Below are 13,230 nucleotides of genomic sequence, written 5' to 3' on the forward strand. Positions count from 1 at the left end.
CTATAAATACAACTCATGATTGTATCTTTTAAATCTCTTATGAAAGAAAAAATACTCATCAGGTTTAAATTTAATCATCTCTTCACAACACTTTGCTTGATACTTAGTAAGCTCTTCTATACTTGCCTTGCTTGCGTCTAAAGCCTTAAAAGTTTTTACAAAAAATTTCTCATCTTTTTGATACACAAAACAAGGTAAAATCATAGCATTTGTTTTTTTTGCAAGCACACTTGCACCTGCTATAAAATTTACTTCTTGATTAAAATACTGTATTTTTATACTTTCACTATCCACTGCATCTTGATCGGTTAAAATTCCAAGCGATCTGCCTTCTTTTAAGGCTTTTAGCATTTTTTTAAGTCCACCCTTTTTTTCTATAAGCTCTATGTTAAACTGCGTGCGATTTTTACTTAAAATTTTATCCATTATCACACTATCAAGCGCTCTTCCAACTATGGAGATTCCTTGAAATTTAGCTCCAAAAGATAAAGCCAAAAGCTCCCAGTTACCATAATGAGCCGTAGTTACGATCAAGGGTCTTTTACTTTGCATTATATTTAAAATTTGCTCCTCATCATCAAAACAAATTTTATTGATGATTTCTTCTTTGCTTGCATTTTGATTTTTGATAAAATCAATCCCAAATTTAGCAAAATTTTTATAGATATTAAGACTAGTTTCATTACGCCATTTTTGATCTTTTTCAGGAAAGCAAATTTTTAAGTTTGTGTCAATGATTTTGCGGTGTTTGTGATTAAGCCTATAAGTGATTAAAGCAACCAAATTTGCAAAAGAACTTAAAAGTTTTGAAGGTAAAATCTTCACAAGAACTTTTAACATGTAAAAAAGGCTTAGATATACATAATTTATCATTTTTCTAAAAGCTCACAAGCAAGTTTAAAAATATCTTTTTCATCGATATTTTGTATGCAAAAATCACTCTTATCTATATGTTTTGAATGCAGTATTTTTTTACCTGCATTGATTGTTTTGTTGATATTTGTTTCATAAGTATTTCTTTGACTAGGAGTAGCACCAAAAATCGTTATAGAAGGCTTGTTTAGTGCAAAGGCTAAATGAGTAGGCCCACTATCATTTCCGATAATCAAATCACTTGCTTTAGTTAAAGCACAAAGCTCACTTAAGCTTAATTTTGGCGCAAGTTCTATTTTTAAATGTTTTAAATTTAAAACTATATCTTTAGCAAAATTAAACTCATTAACATTGCCCCAACCAAGCATGATTTTTGCACTAGTAAAATACTCCAAAAGCATTCTACAAAGTAGTATCAAACGCTCTTTTGGGTAAATTTTATTAGGCATAGATGAGCCTACATGTATGAGTATATTTGGCGCACTTTCACTTAAAGAAAGTCTTTGTTCTAAGCTTTCTTTTAACTCATCATCTACGCTAAAACAACTTTGTTTTAACTCTATGTCGCTATGATCAAAATGCTCATTTAACACATAAGCTACTAAAGAAAGATTACGTACAATAATATTTTCTTCATAATTACACGCAAATTTATGCGTATAAAAATTGCTCGCAAAGCTCTCTTTGATACTTTCTTGATCAAAACCAAAAGTATTAGCACATAAAAATTTACTTACCAAAGCAGATTTAATCAAACCTTGCAAGTCAATCACAACATCATATTTGTTTTGTCTTGCTTCAAAAAGCATAGCAAAAACTTCTTTGAATTTTCTATCTTTTAAAGGCAGGGCATATACTTCATTGATCATTGGATGATCTTGCAATAATCCTGCAAATCTCGCATCTACAAACCAATCAATACTCGCCTTAGGATAATGCTTTTTAATAAATTGCAAAACAATTACCGCATGGATGATATCTCCAAGTGCGGATAACTTAACCAAACCTATTTTCATATGCTACTTTATTTTTAAATTTTCTGTTATGATTTTAACAAAGATTTTTTTAAAAAAAGGTTTATCATGCAAGAATATATTTGCGTTTTTGATTGTGAGAGCATTCCTGATGTAGAATTGATAAAACATCTTTATGATTTTAATGGCGATGATTTAAGCATTAGCAAGCAAGCTTTAGAAAGACAAAAAGAAGAAAGCGGAAGCGAGTTTTTACCCCTGCCTTTTCATAAAGTTGTAAGCATTTGTGCAGTAATTGCAGATAAATTTGGAAATTTCATCAAAGTCAATAAAATCAAAGGTGACAACGAAAAACAAATGCTAGAAGAGTTTTTTAACTTCATAGACAAACACCAACCCCGCCTTGTAAGTTTTAATGGCAAAATCTACGATATGCCTTTGCTTGTTATAAGAGCATTAAAATACAATATCAACGCAAGTGCTTATTTAGACGCAAGCGATAAATGGAATAACTATAAAAGTAAATTTGTAGAAAATAAACATTGTGATTTATTAGAATCTTTAGGAAGTTTTGGCCAAAAAGGCTTAAGACTTGACACACTTTGTGCTATGGCAGGACTTCCTGGAAAATATGATGTACATGGAAATGAAGTATTAGAACTTTTTTATCAAAACAAATTAGAAAAAATTCACGAGTATTGCGAGAGTGATGTGTTAAACACCTATATGCTATTTTTAAAATACGAACTCATCAAAGCTAATTTAACCCAAGAAGATTATCTTAATATTTTAGAAAATTTCAAAGAAGAACTTTTGCAAAAACATAGCGGTAAAAGCTATCAAAAGCCATTTTTAGAGGCCATAGAAAAAGAAAAGAGCAAGTTTTAAATTAATTAAGAAAAGTATATTAAAATAACTATTATTAAATATCACAAAAAGGATAAAAATGAAAATTTTAATCACCGGTGGCGCAGGATACATAGGCTCTCATACTTTAAAACAATTTTTAGAAACAAATCATGAAATTTGTGTATTAGATAATCTTTCAAAAGGCAGTAAAAAAAGCTTAGATGAACTTTCTAAAATCAGACCTTTTAAGTTTTTTGAGCAAGATTTAAGCGATTATGCTGGGATTAAAAAACTTTTCAAAGAAGAAAAATTTGATGCGATTGTGCATTTTGCAGCTAGCATTGAAGTTCCTGAAAGTATGGAAAATCCTTTAAAATACTATATGAACAATACCGCAAATACAAGTAATCTAATCCAAACTTGTTTAGAAACAGGTGTGAAAAAATTCATTTTTTCTTCAACCGCAGCAACTTATGGAGAGCCACAAACTCCTATTGTAGATGAGCAAAGTCCATTAGCACCGATTAATCCTTATGGACAAAGCAAGCTTATGAGTGAGAAAGTCCTACAAGATGCTAATATGGCAAATCCTGAATTTAAATACTGCGTTTTAAGATACTTCAATGTAGCAGGTGCTTGCATGAGTTATCCTATAGGTCAACGCTATCCAAAAGCTACTTTGCTTATCAAGGTTGCTGCTGAAGTAGCCACAGGAAAAAGAAAAAAGCTTTATATTTTTGGCGATGATTACAATACTAAAGATGGCACTTGCATTAGAGATTTTATCCATGTTGATGATATTTCAAGTGCACATTTAGCTGCTTTAGAATACCTAGAAAACAATGAAAGTAATATTTTCAATGTAGGCTATGGACATGGCTTTAGCGTAAAAGAAGTTATTGAAACTATGAAAAAAGTAAGCGGGGTGGATTTCACAGTAGAACTTGCACCAAAGAGAGCTGGGGATCCTTCTGTGCTTATTTCAAATGCTGATAAAATCAAAACTCTAACTAATTGGAAACCAAAATATGATGATTTAGAATTAATCTGCAAAAGCGCTTATGAGTGGGAAAAACAGTGTTAAAAAAACTTTTTTTCATACTCAATGTTCATGATAAGAAATTTTTATTTGCTTTGCTAATTTTTTCTATTTTCATAGGATTTATAGAAAGCTTTGCTATTTCTTTAATCATGCCTTTTGTATCGGTAGCGAGTAATTTTGAGCTTTTAGAAAAAAGCTCCTATTTTCAACCTATATATGAGTATTTAAATTTACCAAGTTATAAGATTATTGCTTATTTTGGCTGTATATTAATCGCCTTTTATATTTTTAGAGCTTTTTTAAACGCCTTTTATTTTCATTTGCTTGCGCGTTTTTCTAAAGGGCGCTATCACAGCCTTGCTTGTCGTATTTTTGATAAATACTTACATCTTGAATATGAAAATTTTACTAATAAAAATCAATCAGAACTTTTAAAAACCATCACTCAAGAAGTATTTTATTTAAGCACTTTAATTAGTGCATTTTTACTTATGCTAAGTGAAAGCTTTGTGGTGTTTTTGCTTTATACTTTATTGCTAATTATCAACTATAAAATCACCCTAGCTTTAAGTGCTTTTTTACTTTTAAATGCTTTTATTTTAATCAAAATTCTCTCACCCTTGGTAAAAAAAGCTTCCATAGCTAGAGAAGAGGCGATGAAAAATTATTTTGAAATTTTAAATGCAAATTTAAACAATCTTAAAATCATCAAACTCAAAACTAAAGAACAAAGCACACAAAAGCTTTATGAACTTCAAAGTGGGCTTTTTGCCAAAGCAAATATTAGCAATGAAAGCATGTCAAGCATTCCTAGAATTTACCTTGAAGGTATAGGTTTTTGTATGCTTTGTTTTATCGTGGTGTATTTAGTTTTAAGATATGAAAGTGATATTTCATCTATCTTAGCAACTATTACCATTTTTGTGGTAGCTCTTTATAGACTTATGCCAAGTGCTAATCGTATCATCACAAGTTATAATGAAATCACATATTATAAAAACTCTTTAGATATTATTTATAATATGCTCAATGAAAAAGAAGAAAAACTAGGTGATGAAAGTATTGAATTTAAAGAAAAAATCGTTTTGAAAAATATTTTCTTTGCCTATAAGGGTAAGAAAAATTTATTTAAAAATTTAAATTTTGAGCTTAAGAAAAATGAAAAAATCGCTTTTATAGGTAAAAGCGGAAGTGGCAAAAGCACTTTAGTCGATCTTATCATAGGGCTTTTAAAACCAAGCGATGGAGCTATATTTGTAGATGAAATTAAACTTGATGAAAGCAATATAAAAAGTTTTAGAAGTAAAATTGGCTACATACCTCAACAAATTTATCTTTTTAATGATTCTATTGCTAAAAATATTAGCTTTGGAGAAGAAGTAGATGAAACACTTTTACATAAGGTAATCAAGCAGGCTAATCTTGAAAGCTTTGTAAATTCACTTGAAGATGGAGTGCATACTAAGGTAGGTGATTCAGGTTCGTTTTTAAGTGGAGGTCAAAAACAAAGAATAGCCATAGCAAGAGCGCTTTATCAACAACCTGAAATTTTAGTTTTAGATGAAGCAACTAGTGCTCTTGATCAAGAAAGTGAAGCAAAAATCATGGAAGAAATCTATAAAATTTCAAAAGATAAAACCCTCATCATCATAGCCCATAGGCTCTCAACTATACAAGGTTGTGATAGAGTATTTGAAGTAAAACATGGGTATTTAAAGGAACAAATATGAAAATCACTTTCATCATAGCTACTTTAAATTCAGGTGGTGCTGAAAGAGTATTAGTCACTTTAGCTAATGAACTTTGCAAAAATCATGAAATAAATATTATTAAATTTCACAAAGAAGACTCTTTTTACAAGCTTGATCCAAAAATCAAACTTTTTACTCTAGAGCAGTTTGACTTTACCACTCTTTATAATAAAATAGCTTCACGCATTAAAAAATTCAAAGCATTAAAACAAGCACTTAAAGAGCATAAAAGTGATGTTTTTATCTCATTTTTAGATACTACCAATATCGCTTGTATTTGGGCAAATAAAGGCTCAAACATACCTTTAATCATTAGTGAGCATAGCTCTTATACTTATTTAAAATCTAAAATTTGGAAGTTTTTACGCCGTATAAGTTTTCCTCATGCAAATGCTCTAACCGTGCTAAGCAATGATGATAAAAATTACTATGAAAATTTTGTTAAAAAAGTTATCAATATGCCAAATCCTTGTCATTTTAGCTCTATTAAAGAAAATTTAGAAAAAGAAAATAATGTCATTTTCGTAGGTAGACTTGATCATAATAAAAATGCTTCTATGTTTTTAAAAGCCATAGCAAGACTAGATACAAATTTACAAAATCAATACAACTTTTTCATAGCAGGCGATGGAGAATTAAGACAAGATTTAGAACAAGAAGCTAAGAATTTAAATATCAAGATTAATTTTTTAGGTAAAGTTGAAAATATGCAAGAACTTTATAAAAAAGCAAAAATAATCTGCCTTTGCTCTTTCATAGAAGGCTTGCCAACGGTTTTGCTTGAAAGTTTATATTATCAAGTAGCGCGCATTAGCACTAAATACACAAGCGGTCATAAAGATTTAATTGATGATGGAAAAGATGGATTTTTAGTAGATTTAGATGATGAAAAAGCTTTAAGCGAAAAACTCACGCTTTTAATGCAGGATGAAAATTTAAGAAAAACTCTAGCGCTTAATGCACAGCAGCGATGTAAAGATTATGAAGTGGCCAATGTAGCACAAAAATGGCTTGATTTGATCAAAGAAGTAAGGGTTTAACATGAAAAAACTAGCAATTTTTATTTATTCTTTAGGGAGTGGTGGCGCTGAAAGGGTTGTATCTACGCTATTGCCTGTGTTAAATTTAAAATATGAAGTACATTTGATTTTAATGAATGATAAAATATCCTATGATATTCCTGAGGTTAATATCCACTACCTTGAAAAATCAAATCCAAGCGAAAACAATTTAGCTAAATTTTTAAAACTACCCTTGCTAGCTATGAAATACAAAAAGCTTTGTGAAGATTTAAAAATCAATTTGCAATTTGTATTATTAAATAGACCTAATTATATTGCATTAATGGCAAAATCTCTAGGGCTTAAATCAACCCTTATTATCAATGAATGCACTACTCCAAGTGTGATTTACAAGCATAATAATCTAAATTCTTTTATCAATAAATTTCTTATTAAAAAACTTTACAATAACGCAGATTTAATCTTAGCAAATTCTATAGGAAATAAAGAAGATTTAATACAAAATTTCAACATAGAAGCTAAAAAATGCGATATTTTATACAATGCTATAGATTTAGAAAGCATTATAGAAAAATCTAAAGAAGAAATAAACTTTAAAGATCCTTTTATACTAAGCGTTGGCAGACTTGATCATGGTAAAAATCATGCTATGCTTATAAGAGCTTATACAAAAGTTAAAACTGATTTAAAATTAGTCATTTTAGGCGAGGGTATTTTAAAAGATGAGCTTTTAGTTTTAATAGAAACTTTAAATTTAAAAGACAAAGTCTTTTTACTAGGTTTTGATAAAAATCCTTATAAATACATGAGCAAATGTGATTTTTTTGCTTTTGCTTCAAGTTTTGAAGGTTTTTCTAATGTTTTAATCGAATGCCTAGCTTGCAATACTGCCGTGCTTTGCACTGATCATAAAAGCGGCGCAAGGGAGCTATTTTTAGATGATGAGTTTGGACTTTTAGTAAAAGTAGATGATGAAAAAGCCATGCAAGAAGGCTTAGAAAAAATGTGCAATGATGAAGCATTAAAAGCCTCATATAGACAAAAGGCTTTTTTACGTGCAAAAGAATTTGATAAAATTAGCATAGCAAAGCAATTATTTGAATTTTTTAACAAGGCATAAAATGAAACTACAACAAAATTTCACTGATAATAATTCTATAAAATATACCTGTATTTTAATCCTTATAGCCTTTGCTTTTAGTGTTTTGTGTAGATTATACTGGGTAGCTTGGGCAAGTGAGTTTTATGAGTTTTTCTTTAATGATCAACTTATGATTACTACTAATGATGGCTATGCTTTTGCAGAAGGTGCAAGAGATATGATAGCAGGTTTTCATCAACCTAATGACTTATCTTATTTTGGAAGCTCACTTTCTACTTTGACTTACTGGCTTTATAGTATTTTACCTTTTAGCTTTGAAAGTATTATTTTATATATGAGTACTTTTTTTGCTTCTTTGATTGTTGTGCCTATTATATTAATCGCAAGAGAGTATAAACTCACTACCTATGGCTTTATAGCAGCCTTGCTTGGAAGCATTGCAAATAGTTATTATAACCGCACTATGAGTGGGTATTATGATACAGATATGCTAGTATTAGTTTTACCAATGCTTATTTTGCTTACCTTTATACGCTTAACCATTAATAAAGACATTTTTACCCTACTTTTGAGTCCGGTTTTTATTATGATTTATTTATGGTGGTATCCATCAAGCTATTCTTTAAATTTTGCCATGATAGGACTTTTTGGATTTTATACTTTAATATTTCATAGAAAAGAAAAGATTTTTTATCTAGCTATTGCTTTGATGATCATAGCTTTAAGTATGCTAGCATGGCAATATAAGCTTGCTTTGATTGTATTATTATTTGCTATTTTTGCTTTTAAAGAAGAAAAAATTAATTTTTATATGATTTGGGCTTTGATTTTTATTAGCATTTTGATATTACATTTAAGTGGTGGTTTAGATCCTGTTTTATATCAACTTAAATTTTATGTTTTTAAAGCTTCTGATGTGCAAAATTTAAAAGATGCTGCCTTTATGTATTTTAATGTTAATGAAACTATTATGGAAGTAAATACTATCGATCCTGAAGTATTTATGCAAAGAATTAGCTCTAGTGTTTTAGTATTTATCCTTTCTTTTATAGGTTTTATCTTACTTTGCAAAGATCACAAAAGTATGCTTTTGGCTCTACCTATGCTTGCACTAGGTTTTATGGCTTTAAGAGCTGGACTTAGATTTACCATTTATGCAGTTCCTGTGATGGCTTTGGGTTTTGGGTATTTTTTATATGTATTTTTTAATTTTTTAGAAAAAAAACAAATCAAACTTAGCCTAAGAAATAAAAATATCCTACTCATGCTCATTGCATTTTTTAGTATAAGTCCTGCTTTGATGCATATTTATTATTATAAATCCTCTACTGTTTTTACTTCTTATGAAGCTAGCATTTTAAATGATTTAAAAAATAAAGCTCAAAGAGAAGATTATGTTGCTGCTTGGTGGGATTATGGTTACCCAATACGCTATTATAGCGATGTAAAAACCCTAATCGATGGTGGGAAACACCTAGGAAAAGATAATTTTTTCTCATCTTTTGTCTTAAGTAAAGAACAAATTCCAGCGGCCAATATGGCAAGACTTAGCGTAGAATACACTGAAAAATCTTTCAAAGAAAACTATCCTGATGTTTTAAAAGCTATGGTTAAAGATTATAACCAAACAAGTGCTAAAGATTTTTTAGAAAGTTTAAATGATAAAAATTTTAAATTTGATACCAATAAAACTAGAGATGTATATATTTATATGCCTTATAGAATGTTGCGTATCATGCCTGTGGTGGCACAATTTGCAAATACAAATCCTGACAATGGAGAGCAAGAAAAAAGTTTATTTTTCTCTCAAGCTAATGCCATAGCTCAAGATAAAACTACAGGTTCTGTTATGCTTGATAATGGAGTAGAAATTATTAATGATTTTAGGGCTTTAAAAGTAGAAGGTGCAAGCATACCTTTAAAAGCTTTTGTGGATATAGAATCCATCACTAATGGCAAATTTTATTACAATGAAATTGATTCAAAAGCTCAAATTTATTTACTCTTTTTAAGAGAATACAAAAGCTTTGTGATTTTAGATGAAAGTCTTTATAATAGTGCTTATATACAAATGTTTTTATTGAATCAATATGATCAAGATTTATTTGAGCAAGTCACTAATGATGCAAGAGCAAAAATTTATAGGCTAAAAAGATGAAAATAGGAATTTTAACCCATAGCGCAATGAGTGTGTATTATTTTCGTCTTGCACTCATTAGGGCTTTAGAAAAAAACAATCATGAAGTTATAATCATCACTCCAAAAGATGATTTTGCTATTAAATTACAAGAACTAGGCTATAAGGTTTGCTTTTATGATTTAGCCAGATCAAGCGTTAATCCTTTGATTGTTTTTAAAAATCTACTTAGTTTAAAAAATACACTCAAAAGTTTAAATTTAGATCTTTTACAAACAAGTGCTCACAAAAGCAATACAACAGGTATCATAGCAGCTAAAATGGCGGGCATTAAATATACTTTTGGTTTGGTTGAGGGCTTAGGAAGTTTTTATATAGATGATGATTTTAAAAGCAAATTAGTAAGAATGAGCATTAATTTACTTTATAAAATTTCTTTTAAACTTGCTAATGGTTTTATTTTTGTCAATGAAAGCAATGCTTTATTTATGAAAAATTTAGGCTTAAAAGAAGAAAAAATCAAAATCATCAAATCCGTAGGGCTAAATTTAAAACAATTTTTACCTTTAAAAATTAGCACAGAAGAAAAACAAGCTTTTTTAAAAGAGCATAATATGCCCAATAAACCTATCGTTTTAATGATCTCAAGAGCGCTTTGGCATAAAGGTATTAAAGAATTTTATGAGGCAAGTCAAATTTTAAAAGATAAGGCAAATTTTGTTTTGGTAGGTGGAAGGGATGATAATAAATCTTGCGCACCATTAGAATTTTTAAACTCAAGTGATGTTTTTTATCTTGGTGCAAGAAGTGATATTGCACATTTATTAAATTTATGCGATATTTTTGTTTTACCAAGTTATAAAGAAGGCTATCCAAGAACGGTTTTAGAAGCACAAGCTTGTAAAACAGCATGTGTGGTAAGTGATGCTGAAGGTTGCATTGAAGCAGTGGATAATGCCATAGATGGTTTAATTTGTAAATGCAAAGATAGTAAAGATTTAGCTGAAAAAATCGCAGTTTTATTAGAAGATGAAAAACTAAAAAATACTTTAGCGCAAAATGCTTTTCTTAGAGCACAAAATTATGATGAAAATATCATAGCTTTGAAATATCTTGACTTTTATAGGGGTTTTACAAATGTATAAAAATGGTTTAAAGCGTGTTTTTGACTTTTTTTTGGCTTTGATTTTGCTGATTGTTTTTTCACCCTTTATAGTGCTTATAGGTATTGTTTTAAAAATTGTTCAAGGAAGCGTGCTTTTTAAACAAGCAAGACCAGGATTAAATGAAAAAATTTTTTATATTTATAAATTTAAAACTATGAGTGATGAAACCGATGAAAATGGAGAATTACTTCCTGATGAATTACGCCTAAAGCCTTTTGGTAAGCTAGTTAGAAGCTTGAGTTTAGATGAATTACCACAGCTTTTTAATGTATTAAAAGGCGATATGAGCTTCATAGGACCAAGACCTTTACTTGTAGAATACTTACCCTTATACAATCAAGAACAAAAAAAACGCCACGATGTAAGACCAGGCATTACAGGTTGGGCACAAATCAATGGACGCAATGCTATTTCTTGGGAGCAAAAATTTAAATATGATGTAGAATATGTGCAAAATTGCTCTTTTTTATTTGATCTTAAAATCTTTTTTATGACCATTGTTAAAGTTTTAAAAAGAAGTGGGGTTAATAAAGAAGGAGTAGCTACAACGGATAAATTCAATGGACACAACTAAAAGTATTTATATATATGGCTCTAGTGGGCATGGTTTAGTCTGTGCTGATGTAGCTAGAAATTTAGGATATGAAAAAATTATCTTTTTGGATGATAATAAAGGCTTAAAATATCACTCCAACTTAGAAAAACACGATATGTTTATTGCTATTGGTGCAAACTCTATTAGAGAAAAACTTTTCAAAAAAGCAAAAGAAGATGGATTTAGATTAGTAAATTTGATACACAAAAGTGCTATTATTAGCTCAAGTGCTTTTTTAGACGATGAGGGTATTTTAATCATGCCAAATGTCGTAGTTAATGCTAAAACTAGCATTGCAAAAGGTGTGATTTTAAATACTGCTTGTGTGATTGAGCATGAGTGTTTTGTAGATGAGTTTAGCCATATTAGCGTTGGAGTTAAACTAACAGGAAATGTAAAAATAGGAAAGCGTTGTTTTTTGGGAGTTAATTCAAGCGTTATTCCCTGTATGAGTTTAAATGATGATATAACTTTAGGTGCGGGAGCAGTTGTGGTTAAAAACTTAACTTCTAAAGGTATTTATGCTGGAGTTCCTGCTAAGAAAATAAAGGAGGTAAAATGAGATTTTTTCTATCAGCACCACATATGAGTGGAAAAGAATTAGAATATATACATAAAGCTTTTGAAAGTAATTATATAGCACCTTTGGGTGAGTTTGTTAATGCCTTAGAACAAAGTATTAAAGATTATACAAAAAGTTCTAACGCACTTGCTCTAAATGCAGCTACTGCAGCTATTCATTTAGCTTTAAGAGTTTTGGGTATCAAAGAAGGCGATGTAGTTTTAGCTTCAAGTTTTACTTTTATTGCTTCAGTAGCGCCTATTTCTTACATGAATGCTACGCCTGTGTTTATTGATTGTGATGAAACTTATAATTTAGATGTCAATTTATTAAAAAAAGCTATCAAAGAAAGTCCTAAAAAGCCAAAAGCTCTCATTTTAACACACCTTTATGGTAATGCTTCTAAAATGGATGAGATTATCCAAATTTGTAAAGAAAATGAGATTTTTTTAATCGAAGATGCTGCTGAAGCTTTGGGAAGTTTTTACAAAAATAAAGCTTTAGGTACTTTTGGAGATTTTGGAATATATTCTTTTAATGGTAATAAAATCATCACAACAGGTGGTGGTGGTATGCTTGTAAGTGAAAATCATGCTAATCTTGAAAAAGCAAGATTTTATAGCACTCAAGCTAGAGAAAATTGCCTTCATTATGAGCATAAAGAATATGGTTATAATTATAGAATGAGCAATATCTTAGGCGCAATCGGCACTGCTCAAATGGAAGTTTTAGAAGAAAGAGTGAATAAAAAGCGTGAAATTTATAGCTGGTATAAAGAATTTTTAAGTGGCACCTTTACTTTTTTAGATGAACTTGAAAATGCCAAGTCAAATCGCTGGCTAAGTACTGCTTTACTTGATTTTGATTTAAATAAACTTAATACCTATGAAAAACATTGTATATGTGAAAATAAAAATGTTCAAATTCAAGATAAAATTTTAAAAATCATACAAGTTTTAAAAGATAATAAAATCGAAAGTCGTCCGCTTTGGAAGCCAATGCATTTACAAGAACTTTACAAAGGTTGTGATGCTTACTTAAATGGCAATAGTGAGTTTTTCTTTAGCAATGGAATTTGTCTTCCAAGCGCAACTACTATGAGTAAAGCTGATGTAGAGGAAGTTTCTACTTTAATCTTAAACACCTTAAAGGACTAA

At 29.8% G+C, this 13,230-nt stretch carries 12 protein-coding genes; 10 read left to right on the top strand and 2 right to left on the bottom strand.

Annotated elements, in window-relative coordinates; translation table 11 throughout:
* Entirely contained in the window at nucleotides 1–873 is an 873-nt protein-coding gene (locus ACOTVC_RS02860; protein ID WP_214116236.1) for a lipid A biosynthesis lauroyl acyltransferase, read from the bottom strand.
* Nucleotides 870–1,889: a lipopolysaccharide heptosyltransferase I gene (waaC, locus tag ACOTVC_RS02865; RefSeq protein ID WP_214116235.1), complete on the bottom strand. Its 1,020-nt coding sequence runs from the start codon at nucleotides 1,887–1,889 to the stop codon at nucleotides 870–872. The genes ACOTVC_RS02860 and waaC overlap by 4 nt, the downstream gene beginning before the upstream one ends.
* 66 nt (nucleotides 1,890–1,955) lie before the next feature.
* On the opposite strand from waaC, the gene ACOTVC_RS02870 reads away from it, so the two are divergent.
* The 10 genes from ACOTVC_RS02870 to pglE are packed head-to-tail and all read left to right on the top strand — an operon-like array spanning nucleotide 1,956 to nucleotide 13,230.
* On the top strand, nucleotides 1,956–2,735 hold the full coding sequence (locus ACOTVC_RS02870) for a 3'-5' exonuclease (protein WP_214116234.1): 780 nt from the start codon (nucleotides 1,956–1,958) through the stop codon (nucleotides 2,733–2,735).
* A gap of 58 nt (nucleotides 2,736–2,793) precedes the next feature.
* Nucleotides 2,794–3,780 (top strand): UDP-glucose 4-epimerase GalE, encoded by a 987-nt coding sequence (gene galE, locus ACOTVC_RS02875; protein ID WP_214116233.1) that lies wholly within the window; start codon nucleotides 2,794–2,796, stop codon nucleotides 3,778–3,780.
* A complete protein-coding gene (locus ACOTVC_RS02880; RefSeq protein ID WP_214116232.1) occupies nucleotides 3,774–5,468 on the top strand; it encodes an ABC transporter ATP-binding protein in 1,695 nt (564 codons plus the stop codon). The genes galE and ACOTVC_RS02880 overlap by 7 nt, the downstream gene beginning before the upstream one ends.
* Nucleotides 5,465–6,529 carry a glycosyltransferase gene (locus ACOTVC_RS02885; RefSeq protein ID WP_214116230.1) on the top strand — a complete coding sequence of 355 codons (1,065 nt, stop codon included), beginning with the start codon at nucleotides 5,465–5,467 and terminating at the stop codon, nucleotides 6,527–6,529. The genes ACOTVC_RS02880 and ACOTVC_RS02885 overlap by 4 nt, the downstream gene beginning before the upstream one ends.
* A 1-nt stretch (nucleotide 6,530) precedes the next feature.
* A complete protein-coding gene (locus ACOTVC_RS02890) occupies nucleotides 6,531–7,631 on the top strand; it encodes a glycosyltransferase (protein ID WP_214116228.1) in 1,101 nt (366 codons plus the stop codon).
* A gap of 1 nt (nucleotide 7,632) precedes the next feature.
* Nucleotides 7,633–9,771, top strand: a complete 2,139-nt coding sequence (locus tag ACOTVC_RS02895; RefSeq protein WP_421627668.1) for an STT3 domain-containing protein — start codon at nucleotides 7,633–7,635, stop codon at nucleotides 9,769–9,771.
* The gene (gene pglA, locus ACOTVC_RS02900; protein WP_214116226.1) at nucleotides 9,768–10,895 is read left to right on the top strand and encodes a N,N'-diacetylbacillosaminyl-diphospho-undecaprenol alpha-1,3-N-acetylgalactosaminyltransferase; all 1,128 of its coding nucleotides are present in this window, start codon (nucleotides 9,768–9,770) and stop codon (nucleotides 10,893–10,895) included. Before ACOTVC_RS02895 ends, pglA begins: the two co-directional genes overlap by 4 nt.
* Complete coding sequence (gene pglC, locus ACOTVC_RS02905; RefSeq protein ID WP_039628855.1) at nucleotides 10,888–11,490, top strand: undecaprenyl phosphate N,N'-diacetylbacillosamine 1-phosphate transferase; 603 nt, start codon at nucleotides 10,888–10,890, stop codon at nucleotides 11,488–11,490. Before pglA ends, pglC begins: the two co-directional genes overlap by 8 nt.
* Nucleotides 11,477–12,073 carry a UDP-N-acetylbacillosamine N-acetyltransferase gene (pglD, locus tag ACOTVC_RS02910; protein ID WP_214116225.1) on the top strand — a complete coding sequence of 199 codons (597 nt, stop codon included), beginning with the start codon at nucleotides 11,477–11,479 and terminating at the stop codon, nucleotides 12,071–12,073. Before pglC ends, pglD begins: the two co-directional genes overlap by 14 nt.
* Nucleotides 12,070–13,230 carry a UDP-N-acetylbacillosamine transaminase gene (gene pglE, locus ACOTVC_RS02915; protein ID WP_214116224.1) on the top strand — a complete coding sequence of 387 codons (1,161 nt, stop codon included), beginning with the start codon at nucleotides 12,070–12,072 and terminating at the stop codon, nucleotides 13,228–13,230. Before pglD ends, pglE begins: the two co-directional genes overlap by 4 nt.

Origin of the sequence: Campylobacter sp. GB48 (genome assembly GCF_049221845.1) — a bacterium.
Lineage (GTDB): Bacteria > Campylobacterota > Campylobacteria > Campylobacterales > Campylobacteraceae > Campylobacter_D > Campylobacter_D lari_C.

Bases quoted from the DNA above. Each gene is read 5' to 3' on its own strand.
- ACOTVC_RS02860 (WP_214116236.1), bottom strand. From the start codon at position 873: ATGATAAATTATGTATATCTAAGCCTTTTTTACATGTTAAAAGTTCTT.
- waaC (WP_214116235.1), bottom strand. From the start codon at position 1,889: ATGAAAATAGGTTTGGTTAAGTTATCCGCACTTGGAGATATCATCCAT.
- ACOTVC_RS02870 (WP_214116234.1), top strand. From the start codon at position 1,956: ATGCAAGAATATATTTGCGTTTTTGATTGTGAGAGCATTCCTGATGTA.
- galE (WP_214116233.1), top strand. From the start codon at position 2,794: ATGAAAATTTTAATCACCGGTGGCGCAGGATACATAGGCTCTCATACT.
- ACOTVC_RS02885 (WP_214116230.1), top strand. From the start codon at position 5,465: ATGAAAATCACTTTCATCATAGCTACTTTAAATTCAGGTGGTGCTGAA.
- ACOTVC_RS02890 (WP_214116228.1), top strand. From the start codon at position 6,531: ATGAAAAAACTAGCAATTTTTATTTATTCTTTAGGGAGTGGTGGCGCT.
- ACOTVC_RS02895 (WP_421627668.1), top strand. From the start codon at position 7,633: ATGAAACTACAACAAAATTTCACTGATAATAATTCTATAAAATATACC.
- pglA (WP_214116226.1), top strand. From the start codon at position 9,768: ATGAAAATAGGAATTTTAACCCATAGCGCAATGAGTGTGTATTATTTT.
- pglC (WP_039628855.1), top strand. From the start codon at position 10,888: ATGTATAAAAATGGTTTAAAGCGTGTTTTTGACTTTTTTTTGGCTTTG.
- pglD (WP_214116225.1), top strand. From the start codon at position 11,477: ATGGACACAACTAAAAGTATTTATATATATGGCTCTAGTGGGCATGGT.
- pglE (WP_214116224.1), top strand. From the start codon at position 12,070: ATGAGATTTTTTCTATCAGCACCACATATGAGTGGAAAAGAATTAGAA.